The sequence below is a fragment of the Bradyrhizobium sp. 23AC genome, assembly GCF_054863025.1.
In genome coordinates this window covers 55,496-72,883 of sequence record NZ_JAVAYN010000029.1, presented here as the reverse complement: position 1 = coordinate 72,883, position 17,388 = coordinate 55,496, and the positions used below count along the sequence as shown (strand labels likewise).

Here is a 17,388-nt window from a genome sequence, read left to right as displayed (position 1 = left end):
GCTCGGCCTGACCAAGCGCTTTGCGGAGATGTACTGCCAGGCGCTGGATCACGACCTCGCAGCCGGGGCGCACGGCGTCAAGCCGCCGATGCGGCTGATCTCGGTCCGGTTCGGCAACGTGCTGGCTTCGAACGGCTCGGTGGTTCCGAAATTCAAGGCCCAGATCGAGGCCGGCGGCCCGGTGACGGTGACGCATCCCGATATGGTCCGTTACTTCATGACCATTCGCGAGGCCTGCGATCTCGTCATCACCGCGGCCACGCATGCGCTCGGAACACACCGTCCCGACGTCTCGGTCTACGTGCTCAACATGGGCCAGCCGGTGAAGATCGTCGATCTCGCCGAGCGCATGATCCGCCTTTCCGGACTGCAGCCCGGCTACGACATCGAGATCGTGTTCACGGGCATGCGGCCGGGCGAACGCCTGCACGAGATCCTGTTCGCCACCGAGGAGCCGACCCGCGAGATCGGCGTTGCCGGGATCATGGCCGCGCAGCCGAACGAGCCGCCGATGCAGACGCTGCGCAAATGGATCGCGGCGCTGGAGCAGGCGATCGCGCGCGACGATCGCGCCACTATCAGGACCATCCTGAAGGATGCGGTGCCCGAATTCGGGTCGACCGCGGCCTGACCATGCAGCCTCGGGGCAAGATCGTCGTCGCGAGCCAGCATTATCCGCCGGATACCAGCACAACGGCGGCCATCATGGCCGAGATCGCCTGCCGTCTCGCCGACGAGCACGAGGTGGTCGTGCTCTCGGGCTGGCCGGGCGCGTTGCCGGACTTGCAGACCGGTCCGGGCAAGCCACGCGTCGTCGCAATCAAGAACCGCATGGCGGGCAAGGCGGCGCTGGTGCGGCGCGGGGTCTCGGAGCTGCTGTTCGCGGCGCGCACGTTCTTTTCCTTGCTGCGCGAGCTTAAGGCAGGCGACGTTGTGCTCACGGTCACCGCGCCGTTCATGCTGCCTTACGCGGTGGCGGCGGCAGCCAGGCTCAAGGGCGCACGTTCCGCGCTGATCATGCACGACCTCTTTCCCGACGTGCTGGTGATGGCGGGCCTGCTGAAACCGGGCTCGTTCGTGACGCGGACGATGCGCGCCGCCAACAGCCTGATGTTCCGCGCGCTCAATGCCGTCATCACCATCGGCCGCGACGCGGAGCGGCCGCTGCTGCGCTATGCCGGAATGACGCGGAACAAGATCCGCTTCATCCCGAACTGGGCGACTCTCGTGCCCGCGCCGCGGCCGGTCGATTCGGACAACCCGTTCCGCAAGGCGGTTTCCGCGCGCTTCATCGTCGGCCTGTCGGGCAATCTCGGTTTCACCCACGATCCGGAGATCGTGTTCGAGGCGGCGCGGCTTCTGAAGGACGAGGCCGACATTCACTTCCTGCTGTCCGGCTGGGGCATCGGCTTCGAACGGCTGAAGCAGTTGCAGGCGGCGGCGAACCTGCCCAATGTCTCGTTTGTCGGACGGGTCGAGGATGCCGAGCTCGAGGCGTTGCTGGCGTCCGCCGATCTCTGGATCATTCCATACAGGAAGGACGTTGCGGGGGTGTCGGTGCCGAGCCGGTTCTATAATCTGCTGGCGGTCGGCCGTCCCGTGGTGCTGGTGTCCGAGCCGGAGGCCGAGGCTGCCTTGACGGTGGTGGAGAACGGGCTCGGCTGGGTCGTGACGCCGGGCCGCCCGGACCAGCTCGCCGCGGCGATCCGCGCGGCGTCCCGTTCCAACGACGATGCGATGACGGAGCGCGCGGTGAGGACGGCATTGCGATTCGACCGGACGACGGCGATGAACGCCTATGCCGGTGTGATCGACGAATTGTTGCACACCCCGAACCTTTCGGAGCAACGATGAGCGAGAAGAAACCGGTCGTGCTGGTGACGGGAGCGAGCGGCTTCGTCGGCCGTCATGTCGTGCCGGCGCTCCAGCGCGAGGGATGGTCGGTCCGCCGCGCGGTCCGTCGCGCGGAAGGTGCCGACGACGAGGTGGTGATCGAGACGATCGGTCCCGAGACCGATTGGCAAGCCGCGCTGGAAGGCGTCGACGCAGTCGTTCATCTCGCCGCGCGCGTGCACCACAAACACGAGGAGCATGCGGTCCAGCTCTACCGCAACGTCAACATCGCCGGCACGCTGCATCTGGCGCGCTGTGCGGCGACGGCCGGCGTGCGCCAGTTCGTCTTCATCAGCACCGTGCTCGTGCACGGCCGTAGCAACGAGGGCCGCGCCCCGTTCAGCGAGAGCGACATCCTGACGCCGCGCGGCCTCTACGGCATGTCCAAGGCTGCGGCCGAAGCGGGCTTGAGGACGTTGGCGCGCGACAACGACATGAAGATCTCGGTGATCCGGCCGCCGCTGGTCTATGGCGCGGGCGCCAAGGGCAATTTTGCGCTGCTGACGCGCGCGGTCCAGCTCGGGTTGCCGCTGCCCGTTGCCGCGATCCGCAACCAGCGCGCCTTCCTTGCCGTGCAGAACCTGTCGTCGTTCATCCTGCGCCGGCTCGGCCATCCCGATCCCGCCAGCAATTTCGAGATATTCCTCGTCGCCGACAGGGAGCAGGTCTCGACGCCCGAATTCATCACCCGTCTGGCCGAAGCGTCCGGCAAGAACCTGCGGCTGTTCGGCGTGCCGCCGGGCCTGCTCAGCACGCTGCTCAATGTCATGGGCCGGCAGGATACGCATGACAGCCTGATCGGCTCGCTCGAGCTCAACATCTCCAAGGCGCTCGCGACCGGTTGGCAGCCGCAGGTCTCCCTCGACGAGGGGTTGCGGCTGGCGCTGTCGGCTCAGGACGCCTGAGGGCGGGAGAAGCGCCGCAGCACGAAGGCGACCGCGACCGCGCCCGCAAACAGGGTGACGATCGCGACCGGCATCGAGCCGGCGCGAACGCTGACGATGGCAAGCAATGCCAGCACGAGATTGAGCGCGAACACCTCGCCGATCACCTGCTTGACCTTAAAGCCGTTGTCGGTGGCGCGCTGATAGAAGTGCGTGCGGTGTGCCGACCAGAATGGTTCGCGCCTGATGATGCGGCGAAACAGCGTGATGGTGGAATCCGCAAGATAATAGGCGGGCAGCAGCAGTGCCGCAGCGGGCTGTCCGTGCCAGGCGAGCTCGAGCAGGCACCAGCCGAGCAAGAGGCCGATCGGCAGGCTGCCGACATCGCCCAGGAAGACCTTTGCGGCTGGGCGGTTGAACGGCGCAAAGCCAAGCATGGCCCCGCACAGCGCCGTGGCGAGCAGCGCCGCGGATGGCGAGAGGTCGCCATACCATCCGAGCAATCCGAGCGCGGCCGTGACAGGCACCACCTCCGCCACGGTCATCAGGTCGAGCCCGTCCATGAAATTGACGAGGTTCACGAACCAGATGCCGGCGAGCAGGATGAGGCCGCGCTCCAGCGCCAGGGGCAGCGCCGGCACGATGCGCGCGGTCTCCGGTGTCGTGAAAACGACGGCGGCCACGGCTCCCGCCTGCAGCAAGAGGCGGAGCAGCACGGGCAGGGGCCTGATGTCATCGACAAGTCCAACCATCGCGATCACGACGGCGGAGCCGATCAGAGGCAAGGGAATCGCGCCGTACGTCCAGGCCGTCCAGGACGCAGCCACCAGCAGCGTGGCCGCGACAACCGCGATGCCCGCACCCTGCGGGGTCGGTATCTTGTGCGACGAGCGTGCGTTCGGACGCGCCAGTGCATAACGCTGCAGCAGCGGCATGCTGCACCAGGTGATGCAGGCGGAGATCAGTGCAGCCAGCACGGCCGGCGCAAGCGCGAACAGCACCAGCCCGGCCGCAAGGTCCGGACCCGCGACGAGGGTCGTCACTCCGGTACTCCGATCGGCGCGGACCCCTGCGCGGCTTTCTCCGCGCTGAGGATCCAGACCAGGCCGCCGAACGCGCCGACGATGAAGGACACGGCGCCGAACAGAAGCGAGACGTTGACGCCCTCGTTGGCGGCCAGGCCGGCGAAGCCGAACGCCAGGCTCATCGTGGCTTCACGCACGCCCCAGCCGGCAATCGAGATCGGCATCATCGTGATCAGCATCACGGGCGGCACCAGCAGGAAGACGTCGCTGAAGCGAACCGGGGCCGCAATCGACTGCACGACGCACCAGGCGATGACGACGGCGAGCACGTGAACGAGCACCGACAGGATTGCGATGATCGGTCCGCGGCTGCGGCTGAAGATCACGCGGTTCGCGATCACGGCACAGGCGTGAATGTGATGCGTGGCCCACCAGGTCTTCAGCCAGCGCCATTTCAGCGCGCCGAAAACCAGGAAGCCGAGGCCGCCGGCGAGCGCCAGGAAATCGATGAGCAGCAGCGCCGAGCGCCCGTGCGGATCGGTGATGAGGGTGTAGCTCCAGGGCAGGCTCGCGACGATGAGAATCGCGAGCGCGATCAAGCCGATCGCGCGGTCGACGAAGATCGAGTAGGTCGCCGCACGCCAGCCGGCGCCAGCACGCGCGACCAGCCAGAGCCGGACCGCGTCGCCGCCGATCGCCGACGGCAGGGTCTGGTTGAAGAACGAGCCGATCACGTTGTAGCGCATGGCGCGGCCGAGCTCGAGCGGCGCGCCGCAGACCGCGCTGATCTCGCGCCAGCGCAGCACGCCGACGAAGATCTGCAGGAAGGTGACCGCGATCGCGGCGCCGATCCAGAACAGGCTGGTCACGGTGAAGCGCGAAAACAATTCGGACAGATCGACCTTGCGCAGCGCCAGATAGAGCAGCGCCGCGGAAATCAGGATTTTGGCCGTCGACAGCAGGATTCGGCGCATCTCGCCCGCATGAACAGGGTTTGCGAAGATTTGAGGCAACCCGACGCGAGCGCCGAATTCGGCCGCTTTGGTATGGTTTTGGCGCCGATCTTGCAATAGCTCTCGTGAACCCCTCGTGGGCTCTCGTGAGCCCCTCGTGGAGGGGCATTATGGAGCGCATGAGCCGCAGCGGGCCTATTGCGATCACCTTGAGGTGACGGCTAAACAGGATCGGGCTAGGGATCCCCAGGGAACAGGATGACGGATCAGGCGATTTTGGTCACCGGGGCCGCCGGCTTCATCGGCTTTCACGTCGCCCGGCAGCTCCTGGGCGAAGGCCGCACCGTCGTCGGGCTCGACAATCTCAACAGCTATTACGATCCGGCACTGAAGCGGGCGCGCCTGGCGCTGTTGCAGAGTGACCCCCGCTTCTCCTTCGTCGAGGCCGATCTTGCCGACCGCGAGACGATGGCGGCGTTGTTTGCGCAACATCGTTTTACGGAGGTCGTGCATCTCGCGGCGCAGGCCGGCGTGCGCTACTCGATCGAGCAGCCGCACGCCTACGCCGATTCCAACTTGATGGGCTTTCTCAACGTGCTCGAGGGCTGCCGCAACAGCGGCTGTCGTCATCTCGTTTACGCCTCGTCATCCTCCGTTTACGGCGCCAACACAAAATTGCCATTTGCGGTTGCGGACCGGACCGACCATCCCGTGAGCTTCTACGCCGCGACCAAGAAGGCGAACGAGGTGATGGCGCAGTCCTACAGCCATCTCTATCGCCTGCCGGTCACGGGCCTTCGCTTCTTTACCATTTACGGGCCATGGGGACGGCCCGACATGGCCATGTTTCTGTTCGTAAACGCCATCATGGCGGGCAAGCCGATCCGGCTGTTTAACCATGGCCGAATGCGTCGCGACTTCACCTATGTTGATGATGTCACACGTGTAGTATCCAAGCTGATCGATCTTGTGCCTGCGGACGATCCGGCTGCCGCAAATGCGCCGTTTAAGCTCTACAATGTCGGCAATCACCATCCGGAGGAACTGATGCACGTCGTCGGGCTTCTGGAGCGGGAGCTGGGCCGGACGGCGATCAAAGAATTGCTGCCGATGCAGCCGGGAGATGTGCTGGAAACGTTCGCGGATGTCGAGGACCTGATGCGCGACACCGGCTTTGCACCGTCAACGCCGATCGAGCATGGGGTCCATAATTTTGTCACCTGGTATCGGGACTACTTCAAGGTTTGAGATGACGATGGACAAACGCATTATCCCCCTGATCATGTGCGGCGGCGCCGGCACGCGGCTGTGGCCGGCTTCGCGCGAGGTGCGGCCAAAACAGTTCCTGCCGCTGTTCGGCACGCGCTCGACCTTCCAGGACACGCTGCTGCGCGTCTCCGATCCCTCCTTGTTCGACCGGCCGATCGTCATCACCAATGCGTCCTATCGCTTCATGGTGCTGGAGCAGCTCGCCGAGATCGGCATCGAGGCCGACGTGATCCTCGAGCCGATGCGTCGCGATTCCGGTCCCGCGATCGCGGCCGGCGCCGTGTTCGCGCAGAACCGCGCCAGTGAAGCCATCGTGCTCGCGCTCGCCGCCGACCACGTCGTGCAGGACAATGCCGCTTTCGTTGCCGCCTGCCGCGAGGGCCGTAACGCCGCGAGCACCGGGCGCATCGTCACCTTCGGCGTCAAGCCGGAGCGGCCGGCGACCGAATACGGCTATATCAACCCGGGCGAGGTGATCTCCGGCGAGGTGCATGCGGTCGCGCGCTTCGTGGAGAAGCCGGACGCGGTGAAGGCATCCGACTACGTCAATTCGGGCTATCTCTGGAACAGCGGCAACTTCATGTTCCCAGCCAGCGTGCTGCTCGACGAATATCGCAGGGTCGATGCAGGAAGCGTCGAGGCCGTCACCAACGCGGTCAACAATGCCGGCCGCGATCTCGGCTTCGTCACGCTGGAGCCCGAGGCGTTCGGCGCGGCCAAGGCGATCTCGATCGACTATGCCGTGATGGAGAAGACCTCGCGCGCAGCGGTCGTGCCGGTGTCGTGCGGCTGGTCCGACGTCGGCTCCTGGCACGCGGTGTGGGAGCTCTCCGACAAGGACGCGCAAGGCAATGCGTCGCACGGCAGCGCGGTGTTCGAGGATTCCCGCAACTGCAACGTCACCACCGATTCCGCGCTGGTCGCGCTCGAAGGCGTCGATGATCTCGTCGTGGTCGCGACCGCGGATGCGGTGCTGGTCTCGCGCCAGAAGGATGCCAACGGCCTGAAGCGTCTCGTCACGAAGCTGAAGGCGGTCGCGCCGAAGGTCACCGAGGAGCATCTCAAGGTGCACCGGCCCTGGGGCAGCTATCAGTCGGTCGACAATGGCGAGCGCCACCAGGTCAAGCGCATCGTGGTGAAGCCGGGCGGGCGGCTGTCGCTGCAGAAGCACCATCATCGCGCCGAGCACTGGATCGTGGTCCGCGGCGCCGCACGCGTCACCGTCAACGAGGCCGTGAAGACCGTGCACGAGAACGAGTCGATCTACATCCCGATGGGCGCCGTGCACCGGATGGAGAACCCCGGTAAAATCATGCTGGAACTGATCGAGGTCCAGACTGGAAGCTATCTCGGGGAAGACGACATCATCCGGATTGAAGACGACTATCAAAGGTCGTAACCAGCAAACTCCGAATCACGCGACCCGGGCCAAAGAATCCATACTTTTCGGCTTAAGGCCCGGGGAACGTGTAACTTTTTGAATCAAATCGTGTCCGGGCCGCCAAGGCGGCATTCGCCACAAATGTGGCGTCCGTGCTAGAAGCGCGCCGGGGATTTGCGTTGAATCGGGGTTTACTCAGATGAGTTCCAAAGGGTCTGCACCGGCAAAGGCCGGCTTGCGCGTTGGCGTCATTGGCGCTGGCGTGATGGGGAGCAACCACGCGCGCGTGCTTGCGGGTCTTCCCGGCGTCAGCCTCGTCGGCGTCGTCGATCCTTCGCCGGCACATCGCGCACGCGCGACGGAACTTGCCAATTGCGCAAGCTTCGAGACCCTCGACCAGCTCTTCGCCGAAGGAATCGACGCCGTCACCATCGCAGCTCCCACCCATCTGCATCACGAGGTCGCGCTCGCCTGCATCGCCAAGAACATTCATGTTCTGGTCGAGAAGCCGATCGCATCCACGGTGGAGGAGGGCCGCGAGATCGTCGCCGCCGCGCAAAAGGCCGGCGTCACGCTGATGGTCGGCCATGTCGAGCGCTTCAATCCGGCGGTTGCCGCCGTCAAGCAGGCGATCGCGGGCGAGGATATTCTCTCCATCGCGATCACCCGCGTCGGCCCGTTCCCGCCGCGCATGTCGAATGTCGGCGTCGTCATCGACCTCGCCGTGCACGACATCGATCTGATCCGCTGGTTCACCGAATCCGACATCGTCGAGGTGCAGCCGCAATTGTCGAGCGCGGTCGCCGAGCGCGAGGACATCGCGCTGCTGCAGTTCCGCACCGCCAACGGCGTGCTCGCCCACATCAACACCAACTGGCTGACGCCGTTCAAGGCGCGCAGCGTCACGGTCGCGACCCGCGGCAAATACGTGATGGGCGATCTGCTCACGCGCCAGGTCACCGAGTGCTTCGGCTTCAAGCCTGACGGCAGCTATTCGATGCGGCATCTGCCGGTCGGACATGACGAGCCGCTCCGCGCCGAGCTGATCGCGTTCCTCAAGGCGGTGCGCAACGGCGAGACGCCGGCGGTCACCGGCGACGAAGGCGTCGCCAGCCTCGAGATCGCGACGCAGTGCCTGGAGACGCCGTCGCGGCCCGCGGCCAAATCGCCCGCCCTCAAGGGCCCGCGCCGCGTCGCCGGCTGAACCCTTCATCCATGTCGACCATTCAAGAAGGCGCCAAGAGCCAGGTCATGAACCAGCATCTGCGTTCCGAACCCATTCCCTTCATCGACGTCGCCTCGCAGCGCCGCCGGCTCGGCGCTTCGCTCGATGCCGCGGTCAAGCGCGTTCTCGACCACTGCCAATTCGTCAATGGCCCTGAAGTCACCGAGCTCGAGAAGCAACTCGCGGCCTATAGCGGTGCCAAGCATGTGATCGGCTGCGCCAGCGGCACCGACGCGCTTCTCATGGTGCTGATGGCAAAGAACGTCGGGCCCGGCGATGCCGTGCTGTGTCCGTCGTTCACCTTCATCGCGACCGCGTCGCCGGCGGCACGGATGGGCGCGACCCCTGTCTACGTCGATGTCGACGAGACGACCTTCAACATGAGCCCGGAGTCCCTGAAGCGCGGTATCGCGACCGCCCGCAAGGCCGGCCTGAGGCCGGTTGCGGTCATTCCGGTCGATCTGTTCGGCCAGCCCGCCGACCACGATGCCATCGCCGAGATCGCCAGGGCCGAAGGCCTGTTCGTGATCGATGACGCCGCGCAAGGTTTTGGCGCAAGCTACAAGGGCCGCAAGCTCGGCACCTTCGGGCTCGCCACTACGACCAGCTTCTTCCCCGCAAAGCCGCTCGGCTGCTTCGGCGACGGCGGCGCGATCTTCACCGATGACGACGAGCTCGCGGCCACCTTGCGCAGCATCCGCGTGCACGGGCAGGGCGTCGACAAATACGACAACGTCCGCCTCGGCCTCACCGGCCGGCTCGACACCATGCAGGCCGCGATCCTGATCGAGAAGCTGAAGATCTTCGACGACGAGATCGCAGCCCGCAACAAGGTCGCGGAGCGCTACGCGCGCGGCCTGTCCAACGTGGTCACCGTGCCGCGCCTCAGCCCCGGCAATACCTCGGTCTGGGCGCAGTACACCATCCGCCTCCCTGAGGGCACCGACCGCGACGGCTTCGCTGCCGCGCTGAAAGCCCAGGGCGTGCCGACCGCGATCTATTACGGCAAGTCGATGCATCATCAGACCGCCTACAAGCAATATCCGGTCGCCGAGGGCGGCCTGCCCGGTTGCGAGAGCCTGTCGCAGGATGTCATCAGCCTGCCGATGCACGCCTATCTGACCGAAGCCGACCAGGAGCGAATCATCGCCGCCGTCCGCGGCGCGATTGCGGGCTGATTTCGCGGCTGTCCGCCTCTCCCGCTTGCGGGAGAGGTTGCGCCCACCGGGTCGCGCCGAAGGCGCGCCCGCTGACAGGCTCCGGCGCGGGTGAGGGCTCTCTCCTCTGGGGGAGTCTTCGTCGTCGAGACACCCTCTCCCCAACCGTCCCCCGCAGGCAGGGGAGGGGGCGAACCTTCGCCGTGGTTTGCACCTAGACCTAATCCCGGCATGCTCTAGAACAGTCCACATGCTCGGACGCATCTTCACGGTCGGCGGATACACGCTGCTCTCGCGGCTGACGGGGTTTGCCCGCGACATCATGCTCGCGGCGATCCTCGGCGCCGGCCCCGTGGCCGACGCCTTTTTCGTGGCGCTGCGGCTGCCCAATCATTTCCGCGCGATCTTCGCCGAGGGCGCCTTCAACGCCGCCTGGGTCCCGGCCTATGCCCATGTCCATGGCGAGAAGGGGGAGGGGGCGGCAAAGCTTTTCGCCGACCGCATCTTCACGCTGCTGCTGGCCTCGCAGGTGGTGCTGCTCATCGTCGCCTGGCTGTTCATGCCGCAGGCCATGCGCATCCTCGCACCGGGCTTCAGTGACGACGCCGAGCAGCGCAAGCTCGCGATCGAGCTGACCCGGATCACCTTTCCCTATCTGCTCTTGATCACGCTGGTGACGCTCTATGGCGGCATGCTCAACGTGATGCAGCGCTTTGCCAGCGCCGCGGCCGCCTCGATCTTCCTCAACGTTTCGATGATGATGACGCTGGCGGTCGCCGTCTGGTTTCCGAGCGCGGGCCATGCGGCTGCCTGGGGCGTCCTGATCTCCGGTTTCCTGCAATATTTCCTGCTGGCCGGCGATCTCGCCCGTCACGGCGGCCTGCCGCGCTTTGCGCCGCTGAAGCTCGACGAAGACGTCCGCGGTTTCTTCAAGGCACTCGGCCCCGCGACGCTGGGCTCGATGGGCACGCAGGTCGCGCTGTTCGCCGACACCATCATCGCGACCTTCCTGCCTGCCGGCGCGCTGTCGGCGCTCTATTATGCCGACCGGCTCAACCAGCTCCCGATCGGCGTGATCGGCATCGCCATCGGCACCGTGCTGCTGCCGGAGATGTCGCGCCGGATCACCGCCAATGACCATGACGGTGCGATGAAGGCGCAGCGCCGCGCTTTCGATTTCACGCTGCTGTTCTCGATCCCGTTCGTTGCGGCCTTCCTCACCGTGCCCGACGAGATCATGCGCGCGCTGTTCGCACGCGGCGCCTTCTCCAAGGCCGACGCTGTCGCCGCGGGCGGCACGCTCGCGGCCTACGCCATCGGCCTGATCCCGTTCGTGCTGATCCGCAGCGCGGTTGCGACCTTCTATGCCCGCAAGGATACAGCGACGCCGGTGCGGGCATCGCTGACCGGCATCGCCGTCAACGTCGCGCTGAAGGTCGCCTTGATGGGATCGCTGGCCCAGATCGGACTTGCGCTCGCAACCGCCGTCGGCGTCTGGACCAATCTGTTGCTGGTGCTGTTCTTCGCCGTGCGGCGCGGCTTTCTCGTGCTGGACCGCGCCTGGCTGATGTCGCTGGCCAAATTCCTGCTGACCGGCTTGATCCTCGCCGCAGCGTTCTGGCTGATCGCGCACTTCAGCGCTTCAGCTCTGGCCTCGATGCGCTTCCACGACGAGTTGACGCTCGTCCTGCTCGCCGTCGGCGGCACAATCGTCTATGTGCTCACGATCCTCATCCTGTTCGGCCGCAGCTGGCTGGTTTCGCTGGTGCGCGGCTAGGCGTGTGCCGAAAGCCAACACTCCTACCCCGCCGTCACCGCGCCGAAGAATCGCTTTGAACGCGGCCAACGCCGTGAGCAGATGGACCGTTTGTTGGGCCTCGGAGGCACCAGGGGTCTACAGCGCGTCATGCCCCGCCGGGCGGCCTTCATGGGGTTCGCCAATCGTGATACGATCTCGATATTCAGGTGCCGTCCTCAGGTAGCAACGCGATGAGGCAGTGACCATGTCATTTCGCTCTCCCTGGTCCACATCTCGGATCGACCAGTTCGCCACCAGCAATGCCGACCTGCTGATCCTGATCGGCCGCATCCTGCTTGCATGGGTGTTTGTTGGAAGCGCGTATGGCGCACTTGCCAACTTCAGTGGCTCAGTGGGTTATTTTCGGTCGCTCAACCTTCCCGTGCCGCAGCTGTTCACGACGACCACCGTCATCCTGGAAATACTGATATCGGTTGGTTTGATACTCGGCATTGGTACGCGCTACTGCGCAATTTTGATTTTTCTATTTGTATTGTCGGCTACTGCAATCGCGCATCGTTACTGGGAATATCCCGCCGGTCCGCAACAGTTCGGGCAGTACAATAATTTCCTGAAGAACATCTCGATATCAGGAGGCGCTCTGTTGATCCTGGTCACCGGAGGGGGCCGGTTCTCCCTCGATCGGAGGCTGGCACGCTAGCAGCGTTGTTCGTTTCAGCCGCTCAGCTTGATAGCCAATAACTTCCTTCGAGCGAGCATCGTCTGCCCCAGCAGAGTTGCGAGAGGTTGCAGCCGCACGATGTGCCGTTTGGTCGTTCGTCTTGACGCCATTAACGCGAGGCGCGGCTCTGCCAGCTCGGCAGCTGCCAAGCCGTGCCTTTGCGGCCGTTACTGCGTCACTTCGTTTTGTGCCTGAAAGCAACCTCGAGCAGATGGCTGACGAGATTCGAGAGCGGCTTCAGGTGCTCGCTTATTATCCTGAAGGAAAGCATCAGCCACGTCGCGAGCGCGGCACACCACAACAGGGCTTCCAATGTTTCGGGCATGAGGACACCCATTAAAGCAATTACTGGAAATCCGAGCAGTGTTGCCGATCTGAACCCATGCGACAAGTCCTCCTAAAAGTGGCAACATGCTGAAACACTCGGAAGAACCGTTAGCTCGCCATGACAATCGCCCAAGCACGGCGTCTGAGTGTACGCCGGGAAGCTAAACCATTCTGCTGCTGGTGCTCTTCTTTGCCGCGCGGCGCGGCTTTCTCGTGCTTGACCGTGCCTGGCTGATGTTGCTCGGCAAATTCCTGCTGACCGGGATCATCCTCCTCGCAGCGTTCTGGCTGATTGCGCGCTTCAGCGCTTCATCGCTCGCCTCGATGCATTTCCACGACGAGTTGACGCTCGTCCTGCTCGTCGTCGGCGGCTCGCATCGTGCCGCCGCAGAGTGCTCGCCTCAAGGCTGTAGCCGACCTGCGCACATCTCTTGATTTCGCGCGGTTTCCGTGGTATCAACGCCGCATGATTAAATGCTCGCGCATCGTCAACCGCAACCACATGACCCGCTTCGGCTGGGCCGTGGAAGGAGTCGTGCGCTAGGAATTCGACGACGACATCTTTTCCACCAGGCCCCGCCGGCATCGGACGGGGCCTTTTGTTTGGCCACGCTCCCTGCCGGCTCAACAGCAGGAGCGTGCGATGCCACCCCAACAGACGAACATCTCACCCGAAATTGAGGTCGATGCCGCAAGGCGTGGCCTCGACCTTTCCATCGTCCTGAGCCTGCTCAGGCGATATTGGCGTGCGTTTCAGGAGTGGCGGCCGCGCGCAGGGGTCACCTTGCAGGACCTCAGTGACAGGGAGCTGATGGACATCGGTCTGACGCGCGGCGATATCGATTGCATCGCGCCTGAACGCGCCATCGAGAGATTGAGAGACAGCACGAGGACTCTGTGGGGCCGTGGCGGGATGTGACGGACCACAATTCCTGCCGTTCTTCACTGCGACAAGGAGAGGAGGCGATCATGATATCGCATGCTGCCGGTGCTCAGGCGGACGTGGAAATCCGACGATTGAATGTCGATGATCTCGATCTTTTTCACGACATTCGCGCGGAGGCGCTTCAGATGCACCCTCAAACGTTTGGTTCTCCTGAAGAGGACGAGGGCGGGGAGCCGATGATGGCGGCTTATCGCCGTTGGCTGGATGGAATGATCTTCGGCGCATTTCGATGCGGGAGCTTGATGGGCGTCGCGGGCTTCTATGTATCGCCAGATTGGCGATCGCAGCACAGGGGCAACATCTTTACGGTTTACGTGAGGGAGGAGGGCCGAGGTAAAGGGGTCGGAGATCGGCTCATCAAGGAGCTTCTTGCCCATGCCGAGGCACGCGTCGAGCAGGTGCATCTCGCCGTCCTGTTCGAATCGACCGCTGCAATCAACATCTACAAGCGTAACGGCTTTGAAATCTACGGTACCGATCCCGCTGCCGTCCGCATAGGAGAGGCCACCTACGACAAGTACTTTATGGTCAGGAAATTCAGCCGCTAACGCCGTTTCCCACGGCTGTCCGGGCTGGTCACGCCAGAACCGTCGGGGGTGGCTTCGAATCATCGGCCCTATGGGGAACGGCCCGCCTAAACCCGTTTGCCTTGCCAGTTTTTCCACGGCAATATGCCGGCAAAACAACCATGAGAACGGGAAGATAAAATGGCGGCTCCCATCAAGTTCGGCGTTGGCCAAAGCGTGCTGCGCAAGGAGGATGACGCGCTCATCCGCGGCAAGGGCCGCTATACCGACGATTACGCGCCGCAGGCTGCGCTGCGCTGCCTGATGCTGCGCTCGCCGCATGCGCATGCCAAATACACCATCGATGTGAGCCGCGCCCGCGGGCTGCCTGGCGTCGCGCTGATCCTGACCGCCGACGACGTTGGGGATCTCGGCAATCTGCCCTGCCTGTTCAATCTCGAGACCGATCCGTTCACCGGCCCGCCATACCCGATCCTGGCCAAGGACGAGGTGCGCCATGTAGGCGATGCCGTCGCCTTCGTCGTCGCCGAGACCATCGACCAGGCCCGCGACGCGATCGAGGCGATCGACGTCAAATGGTCGCCGCTCCCGGCGGTGACCGGCGTCGTCAATGCCGTGAAGAAGGGCGCGCCGCAGGTCTGGCCCGACAAGGCCGGCAATGTGCTGTTCGACGTCTCGATCGGCGACAAGGCCGCGACCGAAGCTGCCTTCGCCAAGGCGCATGCGGTGGCGGAAATCTCGATCGTCAATCCGCGCGTGGTCGCGAACTTCCTGGAGACGCGCGCGGCCGTTTGCGAGTACGATTCCAAGCGCGACCATCTGACGCTGACGGTCGGCAGCCAGGGCAGCCATCGCCTGCGCGACATCCTGTGCCAGAACGTGCTCAACATCTCGACTGACAAGATGCGGGTAATCTGCCCCGATGTCGGCGGCGGCTTTGGCACAAAGCTGTTTCCGTACCGGGAATACGCCCTGATGGCGGTCGCCGCGCGAAAACTGAAGAAGGCGGTGAAATGGGCGGCCGACCGCTCCGAGCATTTCCTTGGCGATGCGCAGGGCCGCGACAACGTCACCACTGCGAAGATGGCGCTGGCCGAGGACGGCAAGTTCCTCGCGATGGATTGCGACCTGATGGGCGACATGGGCGCGTATCTGTCGACCTTCGGGCCCTACATTCCCCATGGCGGCGCCGGCATGCTGCCGGGCCTCTACGACATTCAGGCCTTCCACTGCCGGGTGCGCACCATCTTCACGCACAGCGTGCCGGTCGATGCCTATCGCGGCGCCGGGCGGCCGGAGGCGGCCTACGTCATCGAACGTCTCGTGGACGCCTGCGCGCGAAAGCTCGACATGACGCCGGATGCCATCCGTCGCAAGAACTTCATCCCGCCGAAGGCGCTGCCGTACAAGACGGCCACGGGCAAGGTCTACGATTCCGGCGATTTCGCCGCGCATCTCAAGCGCGCGATGGAGATCGCCGAGTGGAAGGAGTTTGCAAAGCGCGCCAAGGCGGCCAAAAAGGAGGGCCTGATCCGCGGCATCGGCCTTGCGAGCTATGTCGAGATTTGCGGCGTGATGGGTGAGGAGACGGCCAATGTCCGTCTCGATCCGAGCGGCGACGTCACCGTGCTGATCGGCACGCAATCGAGCGGGCAGGGCCATCAGACCGCCTATGCGCAGATCGTCGCCGAGCAATTCGGCCTGCCACCGGAGCGCGTGCATATCCGCCAGGGCGACACCGAGGAGATCGCGACCGGCCTCGGTACCGGCGGCTCGGCCTCGATTCCCACCGGCGGCGTCTGCGTGGAGCGTGCTGCGGGCGATCTCGGCAAGAAGCTGAAGGAGCTCGCCGCGCAAGCGCTGGAAGCAAGCGCGGGCGACCTCGAGATCACCGACGGCATGATCCGGATCGCCGGCACTGACCGCTCGATCTCGTTCGCCGACCTTGCCAAGCGGCCCGGCGCCGATCCGTCGAAGCTGAACGGCAGCGCGACCTTTGCCAGTGCCGACGGCACCTATCCCAACGGCACGCATCTGGCGGAGGTCGAGATCGATCCGGCCACCGGCATCATCAAGATCGTCAACTACGTGATCGTCGATGATTTCGGCAAGACGCTCAATCCGCTGCTTCTGGCCGGCCAGGTGCATGGCGGCGCCATGCAGGGCATCGGCCAGGCGCTGATGGAGCAGGTGGTCTACGGCGCGGGCGACGGCCAGCTCATTACCGCGACCTTCATGGACTACGCGCTGCCGCGCGCAGCGGACGGGCCAGCCTTCGTGTTCGAGACTGCCAACGTTCCCTGCAAGACCAATCCGCTGGGGGTGAAGGGGGCGGGCGAGGCCGGCGCGATCGGCTCCTGTCCGGCCGTCGTCAATGCCATCGTCGATGCGCTCTGGCGCGAATACAAGATCGACCACATCGACATGCCGGCGACCCCGGAGCGGGTGTGGATCGCCATCAACGAGCACCACCGCCGCCACAATCTCTAAACCAGATCTCCGCGCGCACGGGAATAAACGCGCCGCGCGGGGTTCTACCCATGATGGGCCCGGCTTCCCCCGAAGCCGGCGAAGTCTCATTCCCTGAATCTCGCAAGCCGGAGAAACGGACCAATGAAACGGACGATGATTGTCGCGGGCGCCCTCGTGATGGGCGCGGGCGCCGTGATGGCGCAACAGGAGATTGCGGTCCAACAGGACAATCTGATGCGCGCGATCGCCAAGAACCAGTATGGCGTGATCCAGAAGATGACCAAGGGCGACATCCCCTTCGACAAGAAAGCTGCCGATCAGGCCATCGCCAGCATCGAGGCCGATGTTGCCAAGATAGCCAAGACCTTCGAGGTCAATCCCAAGCAGGATGTCGTCGACGCGACCTATGGCGCCTCGCAAAAGGTCTGGCAGAACAAGGCCGATTTCGACTCCAAGATCCCGCCGGTGCAGAAGGCGATCGCCGATGTCAAGGGCAAGATCAAGGATGTCGCCAGCCTGAAGGCGGCGTATACCGCAATCAATGACCGCTGCAGCGATTGCCACGAGACGTATCGGGTCAAGCTGAAATAGCGAGGCGCAGTTCTCGCTCCACCCGGTCTACGGCGCTGATAAGGAATCGAAAAAGGCGGTTGCGAAAGCAGCCGCTTTTTTGCGCCGGCGCGAAGCGCGGCAGAAATTCTGTCCGCAAGGTCTGACGGATCGCTGCGGGAGCGGTTATCTTCGCGCCAACGGCCGTGGCGTTGATGCGAGTCGGCGCATCACTTTCCCGACTGCGTCATCACATCAGGAGTTCCAACGCGCGGCGAAGACCCCAATCAACAGCGAGAC

General features: G+C 64.4%; 16 protein-coding genes. 14 read left to right on the top strand and 2 right to left on the bottom strand.

What is annotated here, in order from left to right:
* From RAD10_RS38285 to RAD10_RS38275, 3 genes are all read left to right on the top strand, one after another.
* A partial coding sequence (locus tag RAD10_RS38285; RefSeq protein ID WP_461621510.1) for a polysaccharide biosynthesis protein occupies positions 1-631 on the top strand: 631 nt, incomplete at its 5' end.
* A gap of 2 nt (positions 632-633) precedes the next feature.
* Positions 634-1,854: a glycosyltransferase family 4 protein gene (locus RAD10_RS38280; protein WP_461621509.1), complete on the top strand. Its 1,221-nt coding sequence runs from the start codon at positions 634-636 to the stop codon at positions 1,852-1,854.
* Entirely contained in the window at positions 1,851-2,798 is a 948-nt protein-coding gene (locus tag RAD10_RS38275; protein ID WP_461621508.1) for an NAD-dependent epimerase/dehydratase family protein, read from the top strand. Before RAD10_RS38280 ends, RAD10_RS38275 begins: the two co-directional genes overlap by 4 nt.
* Here RAD10_RS38275 and RAD10_RS38270 read toward each other — a convergent pair.
* Complete coding sequence (locus RAD10_RS38270) at positions 2,786-3,820, bottom strand: MraY family glycosyltransferase (protein WP_461621507.1); 1,035 nt, start codon at positions 3,818-3,820, stop codon at positions 2,786-2,788. The two genes, RAD10_RS38275 and RAD10_RS38270, sit on opposite strands and share 13 nt — an antisense overlap.
* Entirely contained in the window at positions 3,817-4,776 is a 960-nt protein-coding gene (locus RAD10_RS38265; RefSeq protein ID WP_104465244.1) for a lysylphosphatidylglycerol synthase transmembrane domain-containing protein, read from the bottom strand. Before RAD10_RS38265 ends, RAD10_RS38270 begins: the two co-directional genes overlap by 4 nt.
* A 237-nt stretch (positions 4,777-5,013) precedes the next feature.
* Between RAD10_RS38265 and RAD10_RS38260 the strand changes: the two genes are divergently transcribed.
* From RAD10_RS38260 to RAD10_RS38210, 11 genes are all read left to right on the top strand, one after another.
* Positions 5,014-6,003, top strand: a complete 990-nt coding sequence (locus RAD10_RS38260; protein WP_461621506.1) for an NAD-dependent epimerase — start codon at positions 5,014-5,016, stop codon at positions 6,001-6,003.
* Between the two features lie 7 nt (positions 6,004-6,010).
* Entirely contained in the window at positions 6,011-7,423 is a 1,413-nt protein-coding gene (locus RAD10_RS38255; protein ID WP_461621505.1) for a mannose-1-phosphate guanylyltransferase/mannose-6-phosphate isomerase, read from the top strand.
* Positions 7,424-7,604: 181 nt separating this feature from the next.
* Complete coding sequence (locus RAD10_RS38250) at positions 7,605-8,609, top strand: Gfo/Idh/MocA family oxidoreductase (protein WP_461621504.1); 1,005 nt, start codon at positions 7,605-7,607, stop codon at positions 8,607-8,609.
* A gap of 11 nt (positions 8,610-8,620) precedes the next feature.
* Positions 8,621-9,808 (top strand): DegT/DnrJ/EryC1/StrS family aminotransferase, encoded by a 1,188-nt coding sequence (locus tag RAD10_RS38245; RefSeq protein ID WP_461621503.1) that lies wholly within the window; start codon positions 8,621-8,623, stop codon positions 9,806-9,808.
* Between the two features lie 229 nt (positions 9,809-10,037).
* Positions 10,038-11,564 carry a murein biosynthesis integral membrane protein MurJ gene (murJ, locus tag RAD10_RS38240; protein WP_461621502.1) on the top strand — a complete coding sequence of 509 codons (1,527 nt, stop codon included), beginning with the start codon at positions 10,038-10,040 and terminating at the stop codon, positions 11,562-11,564.
* A gap of 226 nt (positions 11,565-11,790) precedes the next feature.
* Entirely contained in the window at positions 11,791-12,246 is a 456-nt protein-coding gene (locus tag RAD10_RS38235) for a DoxX family protein (protein WP_461621513.1), read from the top strand.
* A 561-nt stretch (positions 12,247-12,807) separates the two neighbouring features.
* Positions 12,808-13,029, top strand: a complete 222-nt coding sequence (locus RAD10_RS38230; RefSeq protein ID WP_461621501.1) for a hypothetical protein — start codon at positions 12,808-12,810, stop codon at positions 13,027-13,029.
* A gap of 208 nt (positions 13,030-13,237) precedes the next feature.
* Positions 13,238-13,513 (top strand): DUF1127 domain-containing protein, encoded by a 276-nt coding sequence (locus RAD10_RS38225; protein WP_091959018.1) that lies wholly within the window; start codon positions 13,238-13,240, stop codon positions 13,511-13,513.
* Between the two features lie 50 nt (positions 13,514-13,563).
* A complete protein-coding gene (locus RAD10_RS38220) occupies positions 13,564-14,088 on the top strand; it encodes a GNAT family N-acetyltransferase (protein WP_461621500.1) in 525 nt (174 codons plus the stop codon).
* 159 nt (positions 14,089-14,247) lie between these two features.
* The gene (locus RAD10_RS38215; protein WP_461621499.1) at positions 14,248-16,557 is read left to right on the top strand and encodes a xanthine dehydrogenase family protein molybdopterin-binding subunit; all 2,310 of its coding nucleotides are present in this window, start codon (positions 14,248-14,250) and stop codon (positions 16,555-16,557) included.
* Between the two features lie 123 nt (positions 16,558-16,680).
* A complete protein-coding gene (locus RAD10_RS38210; protein WP_461621498.1) occupies positions 16,681-17,130 on the top strand; it encodes a cytochrome c in 450 nt (149 codons plus the stop codon).
* Positions 17,131-17,388 lie beyond the last annotated feature (258 nt).